Raw genomic sequence first — 23,748 nt, 5'->3', positions numbered from 1 at the left:
CGGCCGTGGGGTGTGCGGTCCCGGTCGGCCGAAGGCCGAGGAGCCGGAGCAGTCAGGGCAGAGAGCGCCGGTTCCTCGATCCGCCTTCCTGTGCGGGGAAGACGGAGGCTTGTCAGCTTGTCGTCCTGCGTGGAGCCTCTCCCGCATTCTGGACTAGACCACGCGGGCGTGTCCATGGCCAGGAGGCCCGAACCCATGGGCGCCGGGGCCTCGCCGTACCGGCAGCCTAGCCCGGCCGACGGGGGCGTGGGGGGTCGTCGGCCTGGCGATTTCCGCCACGTACGGCGGGGGCCGCTCTGCTAGATTGGTCTAAACCACATAGCCAGCGCTCCCCCGGTCCCCTGCGACCGTCGGCCCTCTTCCAGATCGGCAGGCCCAGCGTGGAAGTTGTCATCGTCCCGGACGCCGCGGCGGGCGGCGAGCTGATAGCCGAATCCATGGCCCAGCTGCTCCGCCGCAAGCCCGACGCCCTGCTCGGGGTGGCCACCGGCTCCACCCCGCTGCCCGTCTACCAGGCCCTCGCGGCCAGGGTGCGCGCGGGCGCGGTGGACACCCACCGGGCCAGGATCGCCCAGCTCGACGAGTACGTGGGGCTGCCCGCCGACCACCCCGAGTCCTACCGCTCGGTGCTGCGCCGCGAGGTGCTGGAGCCGCTCGGCATCCCCATGGACGCGTTCACCGGCCCGGACGGCACCGCCGACGACGTGCAGGCGGCGTGCGAGGAGTACGACCGGGCGCTCGCCGCGGCCGGGGGCGTGGACCTCCAGCTCCTCGGCATCGGCACGGACGGGCACATCGGGTTCAACGAGCCGTGCTCCTCGCTCGCCTCGCGCACCCGGATCAAGACGCTGACCGAGCAGACCCGGATCGACAACGCCCGCTTCTTCGACGGCGACATCGCCCAGGTCCCGCATCACGTGATCACCCAGGGCATCGGCACCATCCTGGAGGCCCGGCACCTGGTGCTGCTCGCCACCGGCGAGGGCAAGGCGGACGCGGTCGCGGCCACCGTCGAGGGCCCGGTCGCGGCGATCTGCCCCGCCTCCGCCCTCCAGCTGCACCCGCACGCCACGGTGGTCGCCGACGAGGCCGCCGCCTCCAAGCTGAAGCTCGCGGACTACTTCCGCAACACCTACGCCCACAAGCCGGAGTGGCAGGGCCTGTAGAGCCGTAGAAACGTCTCGGTCCCCGTGGGCGCACCACGGGGACCGAGCGCGGACTCTCACACCCCCGCGATGACCTCCGCCGCGGCCCGGCCGCAGACGCGGGCCGCGCCGTGGGTGGCGAGGTGGAGGTGGCCCCGGGGCGGGGACTGGGGGACGCCCATCTCGACCACCACGGTGTCGGGGCGGGCGGTCAGGAGCGTGGTCAGGGCCTTCGCCATCCAGGGGTGCCGGTGTTCGTCCCGGACCACCGCGACCAGCCTGCGCTCCCCCGCCGCCGCGAGGGCGTCGGGGCCGGCCGAGTCGCCGGTGAAGCTTCCGGTGAGGGTGCCCGGCAGCAGCGCGGACAGCTCGGCGGCGACGCCCCAGGGGGTCTCGTCGCCCACCGCGATGTTGGCGACCGGGGTGAAGGCGGCGACATAGGGCGCCTCGGTGAGCGGCGTGAACGCCTCGCCGCCGGTCACCGTCAGGGCCCGGCGAGCGGCGCGCAGTCCGGCCTCGGGGTCGGGGGCGGTGTCCCCGGTTGTGCCGTTCGCCGTCCAGGCGGCCAGTTCGCGCACCCGGCGGGCCGCGTCCGCGAGGCGTTCCTCGGGGAGTTCGCCGGAGCGCACGGCGCCCACCAGGGCGTCGCGCAGCCGCCGTACCGTCTCGTCGTCGGCGAGGCCGCCGCCCACGCAGATGGCGTCGGCGCCGGCCGCTACGGCGAGGACGCTGCCGTGCTCGATGCCGTAGGTGCCGGAGACGGCGCGCATCTCCATGCCGTCGGTGACGATCAGCCCCTGGTAGCCGAGTTCGCCGCGCAGCAGGTCGGTGAGGACCGGCCGGGAGAGGGTCGCGGGGCGGTCCGGGTCCAGCGCGGGGACCAGGATATGGGCGCTCATCACCGCGCGGGTGCCGGCCGCGAGGGCGGCGCGGAAGGGCGCGAGTTCGCGGTCCTGGAGCACGTCGGCGGCCACGTCGATGCGGGGCAGCGCGTGGTGGGAGTCGACGGCGGTGTCGCCGTGGCCCGGGAAGTGCTTGGTGCACGCCGCGACGCCCGCGGACTGGAGGCCGGTGACATAGGCGGCGGTGTGCCGGGCGACCAGATTGGTGTCGGCGCCGAAGGAGCGGACGCCGATGACCGGGTTGTCGGGGTTGGAGTTGATGTCGGCGGAGGGCGCCCAGTTGAGGTGCACCCCGCAGGCGGCGAGCCGGCGGCCGAGTTCGCGGGCGACGGCGTGGGTCAGCTCCACGTCGTCCACCGCGCCGAGGGCGTGGTTGCCGGGGAAGGAGGAGCCGGTACGGGCCTCCAGCCGGGTGACGTCGCCGCCCTCCTCGTCGATGGCCACCAGCACGTCGGGCCGCTCGGTACGCAACTGGGCTGTCAGCGCGGCCAGTTGCTCGGGCGAGACGATGTTGCGGCCGAACAGGCCGACCGAGGCGAGGCCCTCGCCGAGCCGGCGCAGCAGCCAGTCGGGGGCGGTGGTGCCGGTGAAGCCGGGCTGGAGGACGGTGAGCGCGTCGCGCGTCAGGGTGTCCGTACCGCGGGCGATTGTCGTCATCGGGTGGCGTTATCCCTTCACGGCGCCCGCGGTCAGCCCCGCGGCCATCTTGCGCTGGACGAGGAGGAACAGCACGACGATCGGCACGGCCATCATGGTGGCGCCGGCCATCATCGGGGCGTACTCGGTGCCGTGCTTGGTGGTGAAGTTGCCGAGCCAGACGGTGGCCGTCTGGTTCTCCTGGCTGAGCAGCATCAGGGCGTAGAGGTACTCGTTCCACGCCTGGATGAAGCCGTAGACCGAGGTGGCGACCATGCCGGGGGCGAGCAGCGGGAAGACCACGCGGATGAAGGCGCCGGTGCGGGAGCAGCCGTCGACCATGGCCGCCTCCTCCAGCTCGCGCGGGATGTTGACGATGAAGCCGCGCAGGGTCCACACCGTGAACGGCAGGATGAAGGTCAGATAGGTGATGATCAGGCCGGTGAGCTTGTCGTACTGATGCAGGTCGTTCAGCAGCAGGAAGACCGGAATGATCATGGCGACGAGCGGGACCATCTGCACCGCGAGGATGCCGACGATCACGATCTTCCGGCCCCGGAAGGCGAACCGGGAGATGGCGAGCGCGGCGAGCATGCCGACGACGACGCCGATGAGGACCACGGACAGCGAGACGATGAGGCTGCGGCCGACCGGCCCCCAGAAGTCGGCGATGTCGAAGGCCCGGCTGAAGTTGTCCAGGGTGAACCCGGTGGGCAGCAGGCTCGGGTCGGGGTCGATGGCGTCCTTGGCCGGCTTGATCGCGGTGTCGAGCATCCAGTAGACGGGGAAGCCCGCGGTGGCGAAGACGAGGAGGCCGAGGATGTTCCAGCCGGCCTTGGAGGTCCGGCGGGCGGGGGAAGCCGTGCTGGTCACTCGACCTCTCCGATCTTGAGCATCTGGCGCATGTAGACGGCGACGACGCCGAGCAGCAGCACCACGGTGATGAGGGCGATGGCGGAGCCCTGGGCGTAGTCGTTGACCACGAAGGCGCGGTCGTAGGAGTAGGTGGTGAGGAGCTGGAACTGGGCCTCGGGGTGGCCGTTGCGCATCACGAAGACCTGCGGGAAGACACCCATGTCCCAGATGACCGAGAGGGTCGTCAGCATGACGATCACCGGCTTGAGCACCGGCAGCGTGACGTACCGGAAGACGCCCCAGGAGCCGGCGCCGTCCAGCCGGGCGGCCTCCTCCAGTTCGGCGGGGACCTGGGTGAGTCCGGCGCTGAGGGTGATGACCACGAAGGGCACCGCGCCCCAGACCACCAGCAGCATGATCACCGCGAGCCCCTCGGGACCGCTGGCGAACCAGTTGTGGCCGATCAGGTCGACGCCGGGCAGCTTGCTGACGAGGGCGTTGAGGATGCCGTAGTCGGCGTCGAACAGCCACTTGAAGACGGTGGTGGCGACGATGACGGGCATGCCCCAGCTCGCCACCAGCGCGATGTTGATGAGCGTCTTCACCCAGCCGGAGACCCGCTGGAGCAGCAGGGCGATCAGCATGCCGAGGACCATCGTGAAGACGACGGCGCCCACGGTGAAGCCGATGGTGCGCAGCACGACCTGCCAGAAGTCGCCGTCGCTCAGCACCTTGGAGAAGTTGGCGAAGCCGACCGACTCCGGCTCCTGGAAGCCCCAGAGCTGGGACTGGCCGAACTTCTGGAACGACAGGGTGACCAGCCGGACCAGGGGGTAGCCCATGACACCGGCGAGGATCAGCAGACAGGGCGCGAGCAGCAGCCAGGGAGTGGCGGTGCCGCCCTTGGCGGAGGCCGGGCGGCGGGGCCGGGGCGGCGGGCCGGGCGGGGGTGCCTGCCGCGGCGGCGGCACCTTTGCAGGCGTGGTCGTGTCTGCGGCACTCATCGCGCTCCTCGGCGATCCCGTGAAACCTGTGCGAGCGGTACGGCGGGCGCCGCGCGGTCGCTGGGGCCCGCGCGGCGCACCGGGGTCACTTGGTGTTGATGACCTTGTCGATCGCGGCGTCCGCTTCCTTGGCCGCGTCCTGGACCGACTTCTTGCCGGTGCCGATCTGCTGCAGCATGGTCTGCAGGACCTGCGCCTTCTCCACCTGGCCCCAGCCGGGCGCCATCGGCACGAACCAGTTGGACTCGGCCGCGGTGGCCGGCACGGCGGTCGCCGGGTCGTTCTTCAGGGTGGCGAGGTCGGTCTTGTTGTTGGGCAGGTTGCCCTTGGCGATCAGACCCTTCTGGCCCTCGGGACCGGTGAAGGCGTTGATCCACTCGGCGGCGATGTCCTGGTTGTGGGACTTCACCGGCACGGCGAGGTCGGAACCGCCCAGGAACACCGGCATGTTCTTGCCGGACGGACCGGGCATCACGAAGTTCTCGAGGTTGTCCTTGAGCTTGCCGGTCTTGTCGTTCTTCGGGTCGGCGGAGGTCGCGCCCTCCCAGGCCGCACCGAAGATCATGGCCGACTTGCCCTGGCCGTACACGAGGTAACGGTCGGACTCGTCCTTGGTCTTGTCGCCGTGCATGTACTTGTCGACGACCTGCCTGAAGGCGGTCAGGCCCTTGACCGACTCCGGGGAGGAGAGGGTCGCCTTCCACTGGCCGCCCTCCTGCTTGGCGATGGCGCCGCCCGCGTCGTAGACGAAGGACATGGCCGCGTACCAGTCACGGGTGGGCTGGTACCAGGCGTTGAACTTGTTCCCCTCCTTCTTCTGGATCTTGTCCAGCGCGGAGGTCAGCTCGGCATACGTCTTCGGCGGGGTCTTGACGCCGACCGAAGCGGCCACGTCCTTGCGCCAGTTGGCGACCCGGCCACCGGCGTAGTACGGCACGCCGTAGGTCTTGCCGTCGTAGGTGACCGACGCCTTCAGACCGTCGAGCCAGGCGTCCGAGCCCTCGAACTTGCCGGGCTCCAGGGGGGCGAAGGCGCCCTTCACCATGTAGCCGAGCATCTCGGTGTTGCCCATCTCGACCACGTCGGGGGCCTTGTCGGTGGCGAGGACGGCGTCCAGCTTGGTGTTCTTGTCCGGCCAGCCGTAGTACTCGTGCTTGATCTTCAGGCCCGGGTGCTTCTTCACCACGGCGGCGTCGGCGGCCTTGACCAGGTTCGGCCAGTTGTTCTGCGCGTCGACGGTCAGCCAGACGGTCAGCGCGTCGTTGTCGCCCCCCTTGCCCTTGCCGTCGTCGCTGCCGCACGCGGCGATGGAGACGATCATGCCCGCGACGCCGATCGCGGCTATCAGTCTGCGCTTCACGCCATCCTCCTCAGGGATGCCCACAACCCCCCTGCCTCCCCGCGGTGTCACACTTGCGCGTCGTACCGCCCTCGGAGCCGGGACTGGACCAATGGTGTAGACCAGCACCGGGAGCTTGGCCCAGACCAAAAGGGCTGTCAAGGGTGTTCAGGTGGGCTCCGGGCGTCCGTGACGCGACCGAGATATGCAGGGACCTTTCATTGCGCAACCGACAGTTCGGACGGACCAGTTCCGGTGGACCACTGGCCCGCCGGGCACGGGTGGACTAGACCAACCGAAGGTGCAGCGGTATACAGGGAGATCACGGAGCGTGCGGGTGAACCGGCCGCGCGCGACCGTGCCACGATGTGAGCCGTGACCGAGGCGATGTCGGTCGCCATCGGCATCCGGAGCCGGGAAGGCAGCCATGAGCACCGACGTCAGCAGGGCGGAGAACGAGGCCGGCGCGACCGTCCGTACCGCGCGCGTGCCCAAGTACTACCGCCTGAAGAAGCACCTCCAGGAGATGACGGAGACGCTTCCGCCGGGCACGCCGGTGCCGCCCGAGCGCACGCTGGCCGCCGAGTTCGACACCTCCCGCACCACCGTCCGCCAGGCCCTCCAGGAACTGGTGGTCGAGGGCCGGCTGGAGCGCATCCAGGGCAAGGGCACCTTCGTCGCCAAGCCCAAGGTCGCCCAGGCGCTCCAACTCACCTCCTACACCGAGGACATGCGGGCCCAGGGGCTCGAACCCACCTCGCAGCTGCTGGACATCGGCTACATCACGGCCGACGACCGGCTGGCCGGGCTGCTGGACATAAGCGCCGGGGGCCGGGTGCTGCGCATCGAGCGGCTGCGCATGGCCAACGCCGAGCCGATGGCCATAGAGACCACCCACCTCTCCGCCAAGCGCTTCCCCGCGCTGCGCCGCTCGCTGGTGAAGTACACCTCGCTGTACACCGCGCTCGCCGAGGTCTACGACGTCCATCTGGCCGAGGCCGAGGAGACCATCGAGACCTCGCTGGCCACCCCGCGCGAGGCGAGCCTGCTCGGCACCGACGTGGGCCTGCCGATGCTGCTGCTGTCCCGGCACTCGGTGGACCGGGAGGGCCGGCCGGTGGAGTGGGTGCGCTCGGTGTACCGGGGCGACCGGTACAAGTTCGTGGCGCGCCTGCGGCGTCCACAGGACTGACAGGTTCCGCTTATCCCGCTTCTCGCGGCCCCACCAGCTCACATCGCCATATCGATACCCGGACGAGGGCTTCCGCTCGGGCGTGCCGTCACCTAGATTGCGTGCGCATTACGCAGTGATCAACGAGGGGACGGAGTCCGGCATGCCCGAAGATTCTGAGGTGAGGCAACCGGTGGTGACACCGGTCCGAGTGGTCATCGGGCTGTGTCTCGTGGCGCCGTTCGTGGCGATGCTGTGGGTGGGCTCGTTCTCCAAGGTGGACCCGACCTTCATCGGCATCCCGTTCTTCTACTGGTACCAGATGCTCTGGGTGCTGGTCTCCACCTCGCTCACCATGACCGCGTACCAGCTCTGGCAGCGTGACCAGCGCTCCCGCGGGACCCGGAGCGGGGGTGTCTCCAAGTGAAGGACGGCGTCAACGGCGTGGCGCTCGGCGTCTTCGTCTTCTTCTTCCTCGCGGTCACGGTCCTGGGCTTCCTCGCCTCGCGCTGGCGCAAGGCCGAGAACGAGCACTCGCTGGACGAATGGGGCCTGGGCGGCCGGTCGTTCGGCACCTGGATCACCTGGTTCCTGCTCGGCGGCGACCTGTACACGGCGTACACCTTCGTCGCGGTGCCCGCGGCGATCTACGCGGCCGGTGCCTCCGGGTTCTTCGCGGTGCCGTACACGATCCTGGTGTACCCGCTGATCTTCACCTTCCTGCCCCGGCTGTGGTCGGTCTCGCACCGGCACGGGTACGTCACGACCTCCGACTTCGTGCGCGGGCGGTTCGGCTCCAAGGGGCTCTCGCTGGCGGTGGCGGTCACCGGCATCCTGGCGACGATGCCGTACATCGCGCTCCAACTGGTGGGAATCCAGGCAGTGCTGGACGTGATGGGCGTGGGCGGCGGTGAGGACACCAACTGGTTCGTGAAGGACCTGCCGCTGCTGATCGCCTTCGGCGTGCTCGCGGCCTACACGTACTCCTCGGGTCTGCGGGCGCCGGCGATGATCGCGTTCGTGAAGGACACGCTGATCTACCTCGTCATCGCGGTGGCGATCATCTACATCCCGATCAAGCTGGGCGGGTTCGACGAGATCTTCGCCAAGGCGGGCGAGAAGTACACGGCCGCCGGAGCGGGCGGTATCGTCCCGGCCCCGGCGGGCCAGTGGACGTACGCCACGCTGGCGCTGGGATCGGCGCTCGCGCTGTTCATGTACCCGCACTCGATCACCGCGACGCTCTCCTCCAAGAGCCGCGACGTGATCCGGCGCAACACCACGATCCTGCCGCTGTACTCCCTGATGCTGGGTCTGCTGGCGCTGCTGGGGTTCATGGCGATCGCGGCCGGGGTGAAGGTCACCAACGGACAGCTCGCGATCCCGCAGTTGTTCGAGGACATGTTCCCGGACTGGTTCGCGGGCGTCGCCTTCGCCGCCATCGGGATCGGCGCGCTCGTCCCGGCGGCCATCATGTCGATCGCTGCCGCGAACCTCTTCACCCGCAACATCTACAAGGACTTCATCAAGCCCGACGCCACCCCCGAGCAGGAGACCAAGGTCTCCAAGCTGGTCTCGCTGCTGGTGAAGGTGGGCGCGCTGGTCTTCGTCCTCACCATGGACAAGACGGTGGCGATCAACTTCCAGCTGCTGGGCGGCATCTGGATCCTGCAGACCTTCCCGGCCCTGGTCGGCGGCCTCTTCACCCGCTGGTTCCACCGCTGGGCGCTGCTGGCGGGCTGGGCGGTCGGCATGCTCTACGGCACGCTCGCCGCCTACGGCGTCGCCTCCCCCACCCAGAAACACTTCGGCGGCTCCGCCAAGGAGATCCCCGGCATCGGCGAGATCGGCTACATCGGCCTCACGGCCTTCGTGCTGAACGTCGTCGTCACCGTGATCCTCACCTTCGCCCTCAAGGCCCTCAAGGCCCCCGACGGCATCGACGAGACCAGCCCCGCCGACTACACGGCCGACGCGGGCGACCCCGGCGTGGAGGTCGAACTCCCCCCGGCGACGGCGGGCAGCACCCACTAGCCGTCCCCGCCCTCCGGCCACGGGCCGCCGTCCCGCGAATGCGACGGCGGCCCGTGGCCGTTGTCGTACACACTGCCGGGCATGGACCTCGTCATCAGACCCGCCGACCCGGCCGAGTACACCGCGCTGGGCGAGATCACCGCGCAGGCGTATCTCCAGGACGGCCTGCTGGACTTCGGTGAGAACGACGCGTACCTGGGTGAGCTGCGGGACGTGGCCCGGCGGGCGGCGCACGCGGAGATCCTGGTGGCCGTGCGCGGGGACGTCCTGCTGGGCGGAGTCACCTTCGTCCCGGCCGGCGGCCCCATGGCCGACATCGCGGGCCCGGGCGAGGCCGAGATCCGGATGCTGGCGGTCGCCCGCGCCGGCCGGGGCCAGGGAGCCGGGGAGGCGCTCGTACGGACCTGTGCGGACCGGGCACGGGCCCTCGCGGGCTGCCACGGCCTCGTCCTCTCCACCCAGCCCACCATGCACGCCGCCCACCGCATCTACGAACGCCTCGGTTTCCACCGCACCCCACACCGCGACTGGAACCCCTTGCCGGACCTGCTGGACCTCGCCCTGCTCACCTACGAGTTGACCCTCTGAAGCCGCCGCGACACACAACAGACACAACATCTGGGGGTGACACGACAGCCCGGCACTAGATGTATGCTCGTGCTCGCTGTCGTCGCAGGGGAATCCGGTGCGAATCCGGAACTGTCCCGCAACGGTGTACTTGCGTGCTTCGTGCACGCCAGCGTCAGTCCGAGGACCTGTCGACAGCGGCGCCCGGCCGTCCGGTCCGGGTGCTCGAAGACGTCCGGGCCTCGTGGAGTGGGCCGGTGGACGCGACGCCGTGTGCGCTCGTGCCTCCTCATACCCTCCGCCAGGTCCCCGTGCCCAGCGAGGGAGAGCCCCACGTGACCATCGCGCCTGCCGACCCGGCTTCAGCCACCCCGGCGACCGAGGCCCCTGTGGAGAACGACGGCCCCGGCGCCGCGCTGCTGCGGACCCTGACCGAGCTGACCGCCGACCTTCCCGACGCGGACCCCGGCCGGGTCGCGGCCGCCGCGCTGCGCGGCCGGTCGGCGCGTGCCGACGAGGCGGAGCTGCGCGAGCTGGCCACCGAGGCCGCCGCCGGTCTGATCTCGGAGGACCCCGCGTACTCCCGGCTGGCGGCCAGGCTGCTCACGCTCTCCATCCGCGCCGAGGCCGCCTCGCAGGGCGTGACCCGGTTCACCGAGTCGGTGACCGTGGGCCACCGCGAGGGCCTGGTCGCCGACCGCACCGCCGACTTCGTGGCGCTGCACGCCGCCCGCCTCGACGCCCTGATCGACACCGGCGCCGACGACCGGTTCGGCTACTTCGGCCTGCGCACCCTGCACAGCCGCTACCTGCTGCGCCACCCGATCACCCGCAAGGTGATCGAGACCCCCCAGCACTTCATGCTGCGCGTGGCCAGCGGCCTGGCGGAGAACGACAGCGCCCCCGCCGTGGACGAGGTCGCCGCCCTGTACGGCCTGATGAGCCGCCTGGACTACCTGCCCTCCTCGCCCACCCTGTTCAACTCCGGTACGCGGCACCCCCAGATGTCGTCCTGCTACCTGCTGGACTCCCCGCTGGACGAGCTGGACTCGATCTACGACCGCTACCACCAGGTCGCCCGCCTCTCCAAGCACGCCGGCGGCATCGGCCTCTCGTACTCCCGCATCCGCAGCCGGGGTTCGCTGATCCGGGGCACCAACGGGCACTCCAACGGCATCGTGCCGTTCCTGAAGACGCTGGACGCCTCGGTGGCCGCGGTGAACCAGGGCGGCCGGCGCAAGGGCGCGGCGGCGGTGTACCTGGAGACCTGGCACTCCGACATCGAGGAGTTCCTGGAGCTGCGCGACAACACCGGTGAGGACGCGCGCCGTACGCACAACCTGAACCTCGCGCACTGGGTCCCGGACGAGTTCATGCGCCGGGTCAACGCCGACGAGCAGTGGTCGCTGTTCTCGCCGGCCGACGTGCCCGAGCTGGTCGACCTGTGGGGCCCGGAGTTCGACGCGGCCTACCGCAAGGCCGAGCAGGCTGGCCTGGCGAAGAAGTCCATGCCGGCCCGCGAGCTGTACGGCCGCATGATGCGCACCCTCGCGCAGACCGGCAACGGCTGGATGACGTTCAAGGACGCCGCCAACCGCACCGCCAACCAGACGGCGCTGCCGGGCAACGTGGTCCACTCCTCCAACCTGTGCACGGAGATCCTTGAGGTCACCGACGACGGGGAGACCGCGGTCTGCAACCTCGGCTCGGTGAACCTGGGCGCCTTCGTGGCGGACGGCGACATCGACTGGGAGCGGCTGGACGAGACGGTCCGCACGGCCGTGACCTTCCTCGACCGGGTCGTGGACATCAACTTCTACCCGACCGAGCAGGCGGGCCGTTCCAACGCCAAGTGGCGCCCGGTAGGCCTCGGCGCGATGGGCCTCCAGGACGTCTTCTTCAAGCTGCGCATCCCCTTCGACTCCCCCGAGGCGAAGGCGCTGTCCACGAGGATCGCCGAGCGCATCATGCTGGCCTCCTACGAGGCGTCCGCCGACCTCGCCGAGCGCAACGGCCCGCTCCCCGCGTGGGAGCAGACCCGTACCGCCCAGGGCGTGCTGCACCCCGACCACTACGGCGTCGAGCTGACCTGGCCGGAGCGCTGGGACGCGCTGCGCGCCCGGATCGCCGAGACCGGCATGCGCAACTCGCTGCTGCTGGCGATCGCGCCGACGGCCACCATCGCCTCCATCGCGGGCGTGTACGAGTGCATCGAGCCGCAGGTGTCCAACCTGTTCAAGCGCGAGACGCTGTCGGGCGAGTTCCTCCAGGTCAACGCGTATCTGGTGCAGGAGCTGAAGAACCTCGGCGTGTGGGACGCCCGCACCCGCGAGGAGCTGCGCGAGGCCAACGGCTCGGTGCAGGGCTTCGCGTGGATTCCCGAGGACGTGCGGAACCTGTACCGCACGGCGTGGGAGATCCCGCAGCGCGGTCTGATCGACATGGCCGCGGCCCGTACCCCGTTCCTCGACCAGGCGCAGTCGCTGAACCTGTTCCTGGAGACGCCGACCATCGGCAAGCTCTCCTCGATGTACTCCTACGCCTGGAAGTCGGGTCTGAAGACCACGTACTACCTGCGTTCGCGCCCGGCGACCCGGATCGCCCGCGCGGCCGGCCGTGCCCAGGAGACCAAGACCATCCCCGTCCAGCAGGCGGCCGACCCCGACGCCGTCGCCTGCTCCCTTGAGAACCCCGAGTCCTGCGAGGCCTGCCAGTAATGTCCAGCGAAAACAAGAACCTGCTCGACCCGGGCTTCGAGCTGACTCTCCGCCCCATGCGCTACCCGGACTTCTACGAGCGCTACCGGGACGCGATCAAGAACACCTGGACCGTCGAGGAGGTCGACCTCCACTCGGACGTCGCCGACCTGGCGAAGCTCTCCCCCGAGGAGCAGCACCTGATCGGCCGTCTGGTGGCGTTCTTCGCCACGGGTGACTCGATCGTCGCCAACAACCTCGTGCTGACGCTCTACAAGCACATCAACTCCCCCGAGGCGCGGCTCTACCTGAGCCGGCAGCTGTTCGAGGAGGCCGTGCACGTCCAGTTCTATCTGACGCTGCTCGACACCTACCTGCCCAACCCGGAGGACCGCGCGGACGCGTTCGCGGCGGTGGAGAACATCCCCTCCATCCGGGAGAAGGCCGAGTTCTGCTTCAAGTGGATCGACTCGGTCGACAAGCTGGACCGGCTGGAGTCCAAGGCGGACCGCCGCAAGTTCCTGCTGAACCTGATCTGCTTCGCCGCGTGCATCGAGGGTCTGTTCTTCTACGGCGCCTTCGCGTACGTCTACTGGTTCCGCAGCCGGGGTCTGCTGCACGGCCTCGCCACCGGCACCAACTGGGTGTTCCGCGACGAGACGATGCACATGTCCTTCGCCTTCGACGTGGTCGACACCGTCCGCAAGGAGGAGCCGGAGCTGTTCGACGACCAGCTGGAGCAGCAGGTCACGGACATGATCCGGGAGGCCGTCGCGGCCGAGCTGCAGTTCGGCCGCGACCTGTGCGGTGAGGGCCTGCCCGGCATGAACACCGAGTCGATGCGGCAGTACCTGGAGTGCGTCGCCGACCAGCGCCTCACGCGCCTCGGCTTCGCCCCGGTGTACGGCTCGGAGAACCCGTTCTCCTTCATGGAGCTGCAGGGTGTTCAGGAGCTGACGAACTTCTTCGAGCGCCGTCCGTCGGCGTACCAGGTCGCGGTGGAGGGCACCGTGGACCTGGACGAGGACTTCTGAGCAGTCTGAGTCTCCCTTCCTCGGTCCTTCTGGGCCTGCCCGAGCTGTCGGTCGACGCGCCGGTCGCGCACGATGCCGATCACCGAGGGCAGGACCAGGAGGACCAGGATGCCGAGCGTGGCGGCCATTCCGATGAGACCTTCGATCTGGTTTCCGTTCATGTCATCAGCCTCGCGCTGAACGCTCCTGTCCAACACTGGCAGGACTGCCGTAGGCCCTCGAATTCCTGCCAGCGTCGAGGCACACTGGCAGCATGCTGAAGAACGTGGTCGCGGTCCTGCTGGACGGGGTGCACCCCTTCGAGCTGGGGGTGGTGTGCGAGGTGTTCGGCATCGACCGCAGCGAGGACGGACTCCCGGTGTACGACTTCGCCGTGGTCTCGGCGGAGGGTCCCACCCTGCGCACCCACTGCGGCTTCACCGTCTCCACCCCGCACGGTCTGGAGCGGCTGGAGGAGGCCGATCTGATCGCCGTACCGGCCGGCGAGTCCTACGCCTCCCGCGACTATCCCCCTGCCCTGCTGGACGCCCTGCGCCGGGCCGTGGCCCGGGGCGCGCGGGTGCTCAGCGTGTGCACGGGAGTTTTCGTGCTGGCCGAGGCCGGGCTGCTGGACGGCCGCCGGTGCGCGGTGCACTGGCACAACGCCGAGGAGCTGAGCCGGCGCCACCCGGGCGTCACGGTCGAGCCGGACGTGCTCTACGTCGACGAGGACCCGGTGATCACCTCCGCCGGGACGGCGGCCGGTATCGACGCCTGCCTGCATCTGGTCCGCAAGGAGCAGGGTCCCGAGGTCGCCAACAAGATCGCCCGCCGGATGGTGGTGCCCCCGCACCGGGACGGCGGCCAGGCCCAGTACATCGAGCGCCCGCTGCCCAAGGGCCCCTGCGACACGGTGGGCGAGGTGCTGGTGTGGATGGCGGAGCACCTCGACCGGGAGGTCACCGTCGAGCAGCTCGCGGCCCGCGCCCACATGTCCCCGCGCACCTTCGCCCGCCGCTTCCAGCAGGAGACGGGCACCACCCCCTACCGCTGGATTCTGCGCCAACGGGTGCTGCTGGCGCAGCGGTTGCTGGAGGGGACGGACGAGACGGTGGACTCGATCGCCTGGCGGGCCGGGTTCGGCAACGCGGCCGCGCTGCGCCACCAGTTCGTCCGGGCGCTCGGCACCACCCCGAACGCCTACCGGCGCACGTTCCGGGGCCCGCAGGCCGCCTGAACGCGCGCCGGTCCGGGCGCTTCGCCCCTCACCACTCCCGGGGTTCGACCAGCAGCCGGTGCGGGCGCAGGGTGATGCCCACACGGGTACTGGCGTCCGAGTCCTCGACCTGACGGAACCGGTACTTCGCCGAGATCGCCGCGACGATCAGGCTCAGTTGGGCCATCGAGAAGTGGTCGCTGGGACACTTGCGGTTGCCGACGCTGAAGGGCGCCATGGCGTACTTCGGCACCTCCTCGGCCCGCTCCGGCAGCCACCGGTCGGGGTCGAAGTCGAGGTGGCGGGCGTAGGAACGGGCGTCGCGCTGAATCGCGTAGGGGCTGTAGATGATGTCCGCCCCGGCCGGAATGCGATAGGCACCGAGTGCCGTGTCGGTGAGTGCGCGACGCGTCAATATCCATACGGCGGGCCGCAGTCGGAGGGCCTCGACGACGACATTGTTGGTGTGGCTCAGCCTGCGTACGTGCTCGAATCCGACCGGCGCACCACCGGTTACCGATTCAACTTCCGCGCGCACCTTCTCCGCGTGCCCGGGATGGTCCGCGAGGATCTGCAACAGCCACATGATCGTGGAGGCGATTGTCTCGCTTCCGGGCGTGAGTATGGCGACGACCTGGTCGTGGATCTCCTGTTCGCTGATGGGGTCGCCATTGTCGTCCTTCGCCTCCAGCAAAGCCGTCAGCAAATCGTCCGGCTTTTGACCGGACGCCCTCCGCTCGGTGATGATCTCGTCCACCAGCAGATGCAGATCGGCCAGTGCCCGGTTGAATTCGCGGTTGGACGGGAACGGCAGCCGGTACAGCGGTCCCAGCGGCAGCACCATGCGCCGGTACATGCCCCGGAAGACGGCGCCGAGGTCGGTGCTGAGCCGCTCCGCGCGCTCGTCCATGTACTGGCCGCGCAGCAGGCAGCGGGCCGCGACGCGCACCGCGACCCGGAACGACTCGGAGGTGGCGTCGACGGGTACGCCGGGCCGCCAGCGCTCGGTGAGGGCGTGCGCCTCCTCCTCCATGATCGGCCCGTAGGCGGGGATCGCGGCGAGCCGGAAGGCGGGCTGGATGGTGCGCCGCTGCCGCCGGTGCAGCGGGCCGTTGGCCGTGGCCACCCCCTGCTTGCCGAGGAGCCCCTCCAGCGACTCCCACACCGGTCCGTCGATCTTGTAGTCGGGGCTCAGCGCGAGTGCGCCGGTGAGCGCCGGCGCGGTGACGGCGTACACCGTCTTGGGGCCGAGCCTCAGGCGCACCACCTCGCCGTGGTCGCGCAGCTGGGACATGAACGCGAGCGGGTCGCGGGCCAGTTTCAGGCCGTGCCCGAGCACCGGGACGGCGCCCCCGGCGAGGGGCGGGTCCTTGAGTTCGGCCACTTCCCGCGTCCCGGGATCGATGGCGTCGACGGTCATTTCTCACCTGCCGCTTCGTTGTTGACGTACGGGGGTGTGGACCGGTCCTCCCAGGTGTCGACCATGTAGCGGCCGGACTCGTGGTGGAACCAGTAGACGGTGCTGAACCAGTTCCGCATATTGCCGACGCAGGTCCGCACGGCGGCGCTCAGTTCCTTTCCGCGCATGGTGCCGTCGTCGAGTTCCCGGGCGAATTCCATCGCCTCTCGCTCGGCCTCGATGAATTCGGCGATGCAGTTCTCGATGCGCCGCCGGAGTTCTGCGACTGCTTCTTCGAGGGTGAGCCCGGAATGGGTGATGAGGCTGATTCCGAGATTGTGCACCTCGTCGCCCGCTATCTCCTTGGGCAGCGAGCAGAGGTCGTTGTACCAGGCGGCGAATTCCTGGCTCAGCAGGGCCGCACGCCGAAAGGCGGGGTTCTTCCGTACCGCGTCCGGGAGCTGGCAGCGGGCGCTCGCTTCCAGGAGGTCGGTCCATATCCAGTGCGCGAAGGTGAGCCGCCTGAGCGCGAGGTACTCCTCGACGCCGGGCACCCGGCCCGCGACCCGGTTGCCGAACTCGCGGTCGTACGCCTCGATCACCTCGTGGAAGTGCCGGGCGAACCGCTGGTTCCAGGTGGGCGGCAGGAACGCGTAGAGCCGCAGGACGCTGTCCGCGAAAGCGGCTACCAGCGCGTCCTGGTGGTGCAGATGGTCCCCGGGTGCGTCGAGCGCCGTATGGAGCCGCTGCCGCAGCCGCCGCCAGTCCTCGGACCGGCCGTGCACGATGTCACGGTCGTGCCGGTCGTCCCAGACGAAGAACCACGCGCTGTAGTCGGCGATGGCCTGGAGGACGTCGTCGGGGGCGCCCAGGTAGTAGCCGGCCATCAGGTCCGTGTAGCACAGGTTGTCGGCGTACTCGCGGACCTTGTCCGGGGGCATCAGCCGTTTTTCCAGCAGCCACCGCCGGGTGTTCTCCTGGAGCCTCGGCCAATACGGGTGCAGCCGCCGGGGAAAGGCGTCCTCGATCACCGGGAGCGCGAGGGACGGTGGTACCGCGACCGCTGTCGCCGATGTGGTGCCGCGTGAGAAAGCATGCACGAACAGTCCCCTCTCGACCGCCAGGAGCAACACGCCCCTCCCTGCCGTGCCGGGCGCGCGCCGTTGCGTATCCCCGCACCCCTATTCAGCACTACAACTGACCGTCTGGGGAACGGATTTGCTCCTTTCACTACCCCAAGTCGCCGGGATTCTTTCGGCGAACAGATGAACGAACAGCCACGACGCCCGGCCGGAATGGTCTCCGGCCGGGCGTCGTGGCTGTTCGGTGCGGTGGCGCTGGTTCCGCGCGCTCCCGTCAGTCGTTGGCGACCACGTCGTAACGCGGTTCGTTCTCGGCCATCTGCCGCAGGGCGTCCTTGCGGTCCCGCTTGGACAGGCGGTCGATGTACAGGTAGCCGTACAGGTGGTCGGTCTCGTGCTGGAGGCAGCGGGCGAAGTAGCCGGTGCCGCGTACCTTGACGGGGTTGCCCTTCTCGTCCTGCCCGGTCACCTCGGCGTAGTCGGGGCGCGCGAGCGGCGCGTACGCGGTGGGCACGGAGAGGCAGCCCTCGTTGCTGTCGTCCAGGCGCCGGGCGGCGGCGGGGAGTTCGACCAGCTTGGGGTTGACGACCACACCGGTGTGGCGCACGCCGTCGTCGTCCGGGCAGTCGTAGACGAAGACCTTCTGGCTCACGCCGATCTGGTTGGCGGCCAGGCCCACGCCCTCGGCGGTGCGCTGGCTGGCGAACATGTCCGCGACCAGTGCCTCCAGCTCGGGGCCGAACTCGGTGACGTCCGCGCACTCCTTGTGCAGCACCGGGTTCCCGACGACCGTGATCGGCCGCGAGGTCCCGCGCTCGCGCCAGCCGGTCTCGCGCTCCTCGCAGTCCTCCGTGTCGACGACATAGCCCTCGTCATCGACGGGGAGCACGCCCGCCTGCTGCTGATCGGTGTCCTGCTGAGCCATGACCGAGTGACGCCTTCCTGCACAAAAACTGGGGGGTGAATGCTGATACAGAGTACGGGTAGCGCCCTGTCAGGGGCGCGGGGAACTGCGCGACCAGCCACGACGGACCCGCACCCGGCAGAGCCGCTCAGCAGACCTCTTCGAGATCCCGCCAGTCCCGGGAGTCCGGACTGTCGGCGACCCAGCCGTCCAGCAACCCCCGTACGAGGGAAGGCGGGGCGGCCACGCCACACTCCCGCTCCGGCACCCACAGCTGCCCGTCCGTCCGGTGTCCCAGCGGACCGGGATGACCCGGCTCACTGTGGTCGTGGGGATCGAGGTGCACACCCTCCCCCTCGTCGGAAGGCATCCGCGACTCCGAGCACATCCGGCACAGCAACCGCACCGAGGACGACCAGTCCTCCGCCGCGAAACCGGCGTCCGCTGCCAGCTGCTCCAGCGCGTCCCGGTCCGCCTCGGTCGCCGCCTCCAGCAGCACCACCCAGGTCGGCACGGGCGAGGGCGCCCACAGCTCGATCTCGTCGAAGACCGGATAGGAGTGCCCGGTGGACGTGGTGCGCTCGCCGTGCGGGACGCCGTCGTGCAGCACGACCTCGCCCCAGCGCCGCCCCGAGGACGGCAGCGGGATGGACAGCACCTCGATCCGCGCGGGGTCCAGCCGGCGTCCCCAGACCACCTCGGCCTCACCCTCCGGGGAGAGCCGTACGGCCGCGCTGCCCAGCTCCATGCCGAGCGGCTCGCCCAGCGCGGTGGCACCGCCGGGCACCTTCAGGCCGTACGCCTGCCAGGCGCGGCGGGCCAGCGGCCAGTCCTGGAGCGCGGTGGCGGCGATGCCGACGTTCCACCAGTCGGGCGCGCCGGTCTCCCGGTCCAGCAGGGCGACCGCGCGCAGCCCGGCGGCGCGGGCCTGCTCCCAGTCGTGCCGGAACTTGTGCAGCAGGGCCAGGTTGAACCAGGACTCGGCGAGCCAGGGCTCCAGATCGGCGGCGCGGGTCAGCAGTTCACCCGCGTCCTCGTAGCGGCCGTCGCCGATGAGCGTGAACGCCCGGTCGGTGGCCTGCCGCCAGGACGCGGAGGGCCGGTTCCGTACCTTGCCGAAGATCCTCACGATTCCCGCCTGCCAGTTCCGTTCCGCTCAGTGGGCTGGCTTGTGCCCCCGGACTTGCCTCTCCCTCGCATCCAACCACGTCACGCGGGAGAGGCGCTCATTACCCATCGGTTACCCAGCAACCGGCAGGGTCAGACAGTCGCGGGACAGGACCCGCGCCAGTGATTCCACCACCTCGGGGGCGTAGTCCCCGGCGGTGGCCAGCCGCAGTTCCTCCAGTGCGCGCAGGGGGCCCTCCACCCCGGCGTCGCGGGACTTCTCCTCGTAGGCGTTGACCGCGCGGACGATGCGGGCGGCGACCGGCTGGTCCCGGTAGGGGTCGGCCTGCCGCTCCACGACGACGGCGACGGCGGCGGCCACCCCGGTCTGCCGGACCACGGCCCCGCCGAGCAGGGCGATCCGGCGCTGCTCCGCGCCGGGCAGGGCGGCGGTGGCACCCGCGGGGACCGGGTCGACCAGGCTGAGCTGGCCGATGTCGTGCATCAGCGCCGCGTGCTCCAGCACGGTCAGCTCGGTGCCGGTGAGGCCGAGGTCCCGGCCGACCGCGAGGCTGAGGGCGGCGACCCGGCGGGCGTGCCCGGCCGGGGTGTACCCGGCGATCTCGGTGGCGCGGGCCAGCGAGGTGATGGTCTGCCGGTAGGTGGCGCGCACGGCCGCGTACCGGCGCAACGACAACTGGGTGAGCAGCAGCGGGAGGCAGAACACCGGCAGCGCCCAGAGTCCGGCGACGGCGACCGCGAGCGCCATCACCGCGCCGGTGGCGCAGACGGCGGACCCGATGCCGAGCAGCCCGCGCAGCTCCTCGCGCAGCAGCGGGCCGAAGGGCCAGCCGGTGCGGGAGCGGGCGAGCGCGGCGGCCAGTACGGCGTCGCACAGCGCGGTCAGGACGAGCAGCGCGACGAGCGTCAGGGCGTAGGCGGAGCCGTCCCAGTGCTCGAACACCCCACGGCTGTACAGGGGTTGGAAGCAGATGGCGGCGAAACCCACCTTGAGGACCCGGCGGGCCAGATGGTCCAGGGTCGGGCTGCTTCCACGCCAGATGTGCGGCACGCCACCGAGCAGCGTGGCGACGAGCACCACGGTGAGGATCTGACCGGCGTCGTGCTGCGCGGGGTGCCCGGCCTCGGCGCCGAGCAGGGCGTACGAGAGGGAGCCGGCGGTGCCGAGCGGTGCGGCGCGGCGGGAGCCGCCGCCCTTCCAGCGGGTGAGTTCGCCGACGGCTATGAGGACACCGAAGGCGAGCGCGGTGCCTCCGTCGTCGACGCCGGACCACAGGGTGGCGCCGAACGCGATGGCGGCGAGGAGGGCGGCGGCGCCGTGGATCAGCCGGCGGGCGGTCAGGCGGGCCGTCACCGGTGGGCCCCGGTGGTCCGGCCGTGGGTGCGCTGGCGAGGCGGCATGCCGGGGGCGGGTTCGTCGGCGGTGACCTCGGGGCGCCAGCCGTGGCGGCGCAGGGCGGCGGCGAGCGCGCCGACCATCCGGGGGTCGAACTGGGCGCCCGCGCACCGCTCCAGCTCGGCGACGGCGACCTCGACCGGGCGGGCCCGGCTGTAGGAACGGTTGGAGGTCATGGCGTCGAAGGCGTCGGCGACGGCGACCACACGGGCGCACTCGGGGATCTGGGTACCGGTGAGGCCGTAGGGGTAGCCGCTGCCGTCGAGCCGTTCGTGGTGGTGCAGGATCGCCGCGCGGGCCTCCCCGAGGAAGGAGATGCCGCGGGTCATCTCGTGGCCGTACTCCGGGTGGAGTTCGATGATCCGGCGTTCCTCGGAGGTGAGCGGGCCGTCCTTGCGCAGCAGCCGGGTGGGGACGCCGAGCTTGCCGACGTCGTGCAGGATGCCCGCGAAGCGCAGCACCTCCACGCGTTCGTCGTCCAGGCCGAGCTGGCGGGCGATCATCACCGACGCCCGGCCGACGCGCTCGCTGTGGCCGCGGGTGTAGCCGTCCTTGATGTCGACGGCCTGGACGAGGGCGCGGATGGTGGCCTGGTGGGCGGCGCGTTCGCGGTGGTACTGGGCGAACACCCAGCAGGAGACGCCCATCGGCAGCAGCACCAGCAGGGCGGCGACCGGCCCGTAGGGGCTGCGCCACAGCACGGCGGTCATCAGTCCGGCCAGGCCGTGCACGGCGACGGGGGCGAGGGAGCGGGTGAACAGCCCGCGCCAGGCCCGGCGCGGCGGCACCCGGTCGGCGGCGGCGTGCATGGCGCCGTCGAGCAGGGTGAGCACCAGGCAGAAGGCGACCACCGCGGCCCCGGCGGGCAGCAGCGCGTACGGGAAGACGGAGCGGGCGACGGCGGCACTGCCGTCCAGCGCGTGGTGGGTCTGGGCGGCGGCCCAGACGGCGAGCGCGGGACGGGCGGCGCGCCAGACGCGGCGCGGGAGGGCCGGCGCGTGCTCGACCGGGGAGAGCAGGGCGGCGGGCAGCGGGACGAGCGCGGCGGCGGCCGGGGTCAGCAGGAAGGCCCCGGCGAGCAGCACGGGGTAGAAGGTGCCGCCGAACCGGCGCCGGACGACCTGGTCGCAGAGCGCGTAGAGCGCGGCGAGGAGTCCGAGGGCGCCCCAGTTCGTGGGGCCGGTGAGGGCGGGCAGTGCGCAGAGGGCGGCGAGCAGGGCGGCAGCGGCCGCACAGACCCGTGCTCTTGCCGGAACCGCCTCCATGACGCCCTCCCCGACCGTGCCCCGTCCGGGTGGAGCGTAGGACGGGGCAGGGGGAGGATGGGGGCTAGCCCGGTGGGATTAGCACGTTCGGGTGACAGAAGCGGCGGTCAGCTCTCGCGGGCGGCCGCGGTCACGTCATGCTCGGGGACGGTGCCGCCGGAGCGGATCAGCTCGATCCGGCCCATGACCTTGGCGCGCAGGTCGGCGGGGACGTCGTCGTGTCCGCAGCACCGCTTGACCAGCTTCTTGACGGCCTGCTCCAGACCGTACTTCTCCAGGCACGGGTGGCATTCCTCGAAGTGGTGCTGGAACTTGTCGCGGTCGACGTCCGGCATCTCGCTGTCGAGGAACTCGTACAGGTGGTCGAGGACCTCACTGCAGTCCGTCTCGTGCGGCTCTCCGCAGCTCATGAGCCCGAGCCTTTCGCTTCGTTCGACTCTCCGGCGCCCGCGGGGACCAGGCCGCGCTCGCGCGCATAGTCCTCCAGCATGCCGCGCAGTTGGCGACGGCCCCGGTGCAGCCGGGACATCACCGTACCGATGGGTGTCCCCATGATGTCCGCGATCTCCTTGTACGCAAAGCCCTCTACGTCCGCGAGGTAGACCGCGATGCGGAACTCCTCGGGGATCGACTGGAGCGCGGACTTCACGTCCGAGTCCGGCAGGTGGTCCAGCGCCTGGGACTCGGCGGAGCGCAGCCCCGTCGACATGTGCGACTCGGCACGCGCGAGCTGCCAGTCCTCGATCTCCTCGGCCGCGCTGCGCTGCGGTTCCCGCTGCTTCTTGCGGTACGAGTTGATGAAGGTGTTGGTGAGGATCCGGTACAGCCACGCCTTGAGGTTGGTGCCTTCGCGGAACTGGTGGAACGAGGCGTACGCCTTGGCATACGTCTCCTGCACCAGGTCCTCGGCGTCGGCCGGGTTGCGCGTCATGCGCAGGGCGGCCGAATACATCTGGTCGAGGAATTCGAGCGCGTCCCGCTCGAAGCGCGCGCTGCGCTCCGTGCTGCTCTCGGCGCCCGTACCCGCGTTCACGCCCTGGCCCTCGGGCTGCTCCGCCTGGCCGCTGCCGGCCCCTGCGTCGGTACCGGTGACCGGACCCACCTCCTCAAGTTCCCGCGCGAGGCCGGGACCGGCCCCACTCGTTTCGGAGGATAGAACACGACCCGTACCCGCCGCCGCTCGAATCGGAGCGGTCTTGGCCGCGTGCAGCACCGTCCAGTCCAGGTCAGTACGGCTGCTGCGACTCGGACATGCGGTCGAACCCATGCGGCTGACTTCCTCTCCCGCGACGACGCCCCTCGGGGCTCCAGTACTTCTGTCCGCCACAACAGCGGTGCCCCGTCCGGCATTCCCGGGGGTCACCCGAGTGACGCGACCCACCTGGTGACGGCGTCCGTCACGGTCCGCAGCGCTGCCTCCTGGGTCACGGGGGCCCGCTTGGGCACCGCGAAGGAGTGGTCGCCGAAGGGCACCTCGACGAGTTCGAATCCGCCCTCGGGGAACTCCCCGGGGCGGCCGAAGGGGTCGTTCCCGCCCTGGACGACGAGCGTGGGCACCCCGGCGCCGAGCAGCTCGTCGGCGCGGGACTTCTCCGGCTTGCCCGGAGGGTGCAGCGGGAAACTCAGGGCGAGCACCGCGTGGGCGCCCAGTTCCGCGGCGGTACGGCAGGCGACGCGGGCGCCCGCGCTGCGGCCGCCGGCGATCACCGGCAGGCCGGGCCGGGTGAGCGCGGGCCACAGGCCCCGCCAGCCGGTGTCCAGCGTCTTGGGCGCCGGGGCGACCTTGCGCCCGGCCACCCGCCAGGGCTGTTCGACCAGGGCGACGCTCACCCCGTGCGCGGGCAGCGCGGCGGCGAGCGCCTGGAGGTCGCGGGCCTCGATGCCGCCCCCGGCGCCATGGCTCACGGCCAGGACGAGGCGGGGTTCGGGCGCGTGGTGCCAGGTGACGCGGGCGGTCCCGGCGTCGGTCTCGACGGTCTCGATCATGCTGGAGGTC

21 protein-coding genes and 1 riboswitch are annotated in these 23,748 nt (G+C 70.7%); of the genes, 8 read left to right on the top strand and 13 right to left on the bottom strand.

Annotated elements, in window-relative coordinates; all coding sequences use genetic code 11:
• The first annotated feature begins 380 nt into the window (after positions 1-380).
• Positions 381-1,166 (top strand): glucosamine-6-phosphate deaminase, encoded by a 786-nt coding sequence (gene nagB, locus D0Z67_RS19585; protein WP_031181146.1) that lies wholly within the window; start codon positions 381-383, stop codon positions 1,164-1,166.
• Positions 1,167-1,222: 56 nt separating this feature from the next.
• On the opposite strand, the gene D0Z67_RS19580 is transcribed toward nagB, so the two are convergent.
• The 4 genes from D0Z67_RS19580 to D0Z67_RS19565 all read right to left on the bottom strand — a co-directional run bounded on the left by D0Z67_RS19580 (position 1,223) and on the right by D0Z67_RS19565 (position 5,902).
• A complete protein-coding gene (locus D0Z67_RS19580) occupies positions 1,223-2,704 on the bottom strand; it encodes a glycoside hydrolase family 3 protein (RefSeq protein WP_031181145.1) in 1,482 nt (493 codons plus the stop codon).
• Positions 2,705-2,713: 9 nt separating this feature from the next.
• Complete coding sequence (locus D0Z67_RS19575; RefSeq protein WP_031181144.1) at positions 2,714-3,556, bottom strand: carbohydrate ABC transporter permease; 843 nt, start codon at positions 3,554-3,556, stop codon at positions 2,714-2,716.
• Entirely contained in the window at positions 3,553-4,542 is a 990-nt protein-coding gene (locus tag D0Z67_RS19570; protein ID WP_031181143.1) for a carbohydrate ABC transporter permease, read from the bottom strand. The genes D0Z67_RS19575 and D0Z67_RS19570 overlap by 4 nt, the downstream gene beginning before the upstream one ends.
• Before the next feature lie 85 nt (positions 4,543-4,627).
• Positions 4,628-5,902 carry an extracellular solute-binding protein gene (locus tag D0Z67_RS19565; protein WP_031181142.1) on the bottom strand — a complete coding sequence of 425 codons (1,275 nt, stop codon included), beginning with the start codon at positions 5,900-5,902 and terminating at the stop codon, positions 4,628-4,630.
• A gap of 406 nt (positions 5,903-6,308) precedes the next feature.
• On the opposite strand from D0Z67_RS19565, the gene D0Z67_RS19560 reads away from it, so the two are divergent.
• The 7 genes from D0Z67_RS19560 to D0Z67_RS19525 all read left to right on the top strand — a co-directional run bounded on the left by D0Z67_RS19560 (position 6,309) and on the right by D0Z67_RS19525 (position 14,599).
• Positions 6,309-7,073 carry a GntR family transcriptional regulator gene (locus D0Z67_RS19560; protein WP_030807463.1) on the top strand — a complete coding sequence of 255 codons (765 nt, stop codon included), beginning with the start codon at positions 6,309-6,311 and terminating at the stop codon, positions 7,071-7,073.
• A 142-nt stretch (positions 7,074-7,215) separates the two neighbouring features.
• A complete protein-coding gene (locus D0Z67_RS19555; protein WP_078873286.1) occupies positions 7,216-7,479 on the top strand; it encodes a DUF3311 domain-containing protein in 264 nt (87 codons plus the stop codon).
• Complete coding sequence (mctP, locus tag D0Z67_RS19550; protein ID WP_131589672.1) at positions 7,476-9,086, top strand: monocarboxylate uptake permease MctP; 1,611 nt, start codon at positions 7,476-7,478, stop codon at positions 9,084-9,086. The genes D0Z67_RS19555 and mctP overlap by 4 nt, the downstream gene beginning before the upstream one ends.
• A gap of 81 nt (positions 9,087-9,167) precedes the next feature.
• Positions 9,168-9,674 (top strand): GNAT family N-acetyltransferase, encoded by a 507-nt coding sequence (locus tag D0Z67_RS19545; protein ID WP_031181139.1) that lies wholly within the window; start codon positions 9,168-9,170, stop codon positions 9,672-9,674.
• A gap of 63 nt (positions 9,675-9,737) precedes the next feature.
• Positions 9,738-9,863: riboswitch (cobalamin riboswitch) on the top strand.
• A gap of 125 nt (positions 9,864-9,988) precedes the next feature.
• A complete protein-coding gene (locus tag D0Z67_RS19540) occupies positions 9,989-12,370 on the top strand; it encodes a ribonucleoside-diphosphate reductase subunit alpha (protein ID WP_031181138.1) in 2,382 nt (793 codons plus the stop codon).
• Positions 12,370-13,383 carry a ribonucleotide-diphosphate reductase subunit beta gene (locus tag D0Z67_RS19535; protein WP_031181137.1) on the top strand — a complete coding sequence of 338 codons (1,014 nt, stop codon included), beginning with the start codon at positions 12,370-12,372 and terminating at the stop codon, positions 13,381-13,383. The genes D0Z67_RS19540 and D0Z67_RS19535 overlap by 1 nt, the downstream gene beginning before the upstream one ends.
• A 253-nt stretch (positions 13,384-13,636) precedes the next feature.
• A complete protein-coding gene (locus D0Z67_RS19525) occupies positions 13,637-14,599 on the top strand; it encodes a GlxA family transcriptional regulator (protein ID WP_031181136.1) in 963 nt (320 codons plus the stop codon).
• A gap of 28 nt (positions 14,600-14,627) precedes the next feature.
• Here D0Z67_RS19525 and D0Z67_RS19520 read toward each other — a convergent pair whose 3' ends face one another.
• The 9 genes from D0Z67_RS19520 to D0Z67_RS19480 form a co-directional block, all read right to left on the bottom strand.
• Positions 14,628-15,998, bottom strand: a complete 1,371-nt coding sequence (locus tag D0Z67_RS19520) for a bifunctional albaflavenone monooxygenase/terpene synthase (RefSeq protein WP_031181135.1) — start codon at positions 15,996-15,998, stop codon at positions 14,628-14,630.
• Positions 15,995-17,077 (bottom strand): epi-isozizaene synthase, encoded by a 1,083-nt coding sequence (gene cyc1 / locus D0Z67_RS19515; protein WP_031181134.1) that lies wholly within the window; start codon positions 17,075-17,077, stop codon positions 15,995-15,997. Before cyc1 ends, D0Z67_RS19520 begins: the two co-directional genes overlap by 4 nt.
• Positions 17,078-17,333: 256 nt before the next feature.
• Positions 17,334-17,984 (bottom strand): peptide deformylase, encoded by a 651-nt coding sequence (gene def, locus D0Z67_RS19510; protein ID WP_031181133.1) that lies wholly within the window; start codon positions 17,982-17,984, stop codon positions 17,334-17,336.
• A gap of 127 nt (positions 17,985-18,111) precedes the next feature.
• Positions 18,112-19,092 carry a hypothetical protein gene (locus D0Z67_RS19505; protein ID WP_031181132.1) on the bottom strand — a complete coding sequence of 327 codons (981 nt, stop codon included), beginning with the start codon at positions 19,090-19,092 and terminating at the stop codon, positions 18,112-18,114.
• A 111-nt stretch (positions 19,093-19,203) separates the two neighbouring features.
• Positions 19,204-20,445: an HD-GYP domain-containing protein gene (locus D0Z67_RS19500; RefSeq protein ID WP_031181131.1), complete on the bottom strand. Its 1,242-nt coding sequence runs from the start codon at positions 20,443-20,445 to the stop codon at positions 19,204-19,206.
• Positions 20,442-21,752: an HD-GYP domain-containing protein gene (locus tag D0Z67_RS19495; RefSeq protein WP_031181130.1), complete on the bottom strand. Its 1,311-nt coding sequence runs from the start codon at positions 21,750-21,752 to the stop codon at positions 20,442-20,444. Before D0Z67_RS19495 ends, D0Z67_RS19500 begins: the two co-directional genes overlap by 4 nt.
• 107 nt (positions 21,753-21,859) lie before the next feature.
• A complete protein-coding gene (gene rsrA / locus D0Z67_RS19490; RefSeq protein WP_030807430.1) occupies positions 21,860-22,162 on the bottom strand; it encodes a mycothiol system anti-sigma-R factor in 303 nt (100 codons plus the stop codon).
• Positions 22,159-22,854 (bottom strand): RNA polymerase sigma factor SigR, encoded by a 696-nt coding sequence (gene sigR / locus D0Z67_RS19485; RefSeq protein ID WP_031181129.1) that lies wholly within the window; start codon positions 22,852-22,854, stop codon positions 22,159-22,161. Before sigR ends, rsrA begins: the two co-directional genes overlap by 4 nt.
• 257 nt (positions 22,855-23,111) lie before the next feature.
• The gene (locus tag D0Z67_RS19480; RefSeq protein ID WP_031181128.1) at positions 23,112-23,738 is read right to left on the bottom strand and encodes an alpha/beta hydrolase family protein; all 627 of its coding nucleotides are present in this window, start codon (positions 23,736-23,738) and stop codon (positions 23,112-23,114) included.
• Positions 23,739-23,748 lie beyond the last annotated feature (10 nt).

This window comes from Streptomyces seoulensis (assembly GCF_004328625.1).
Lineage (GTDB): Bacteria > Actinomycetota > Actinomycetes > Streptomycetales > Streptomycetaceae > Streptomyces > Streptomyces seoulensis.
The sequence above is the reverse complement of the archived record's forward strand: the minus strand, read 5'-3'. Positions and strand labels throughout refer to the sequence as shown.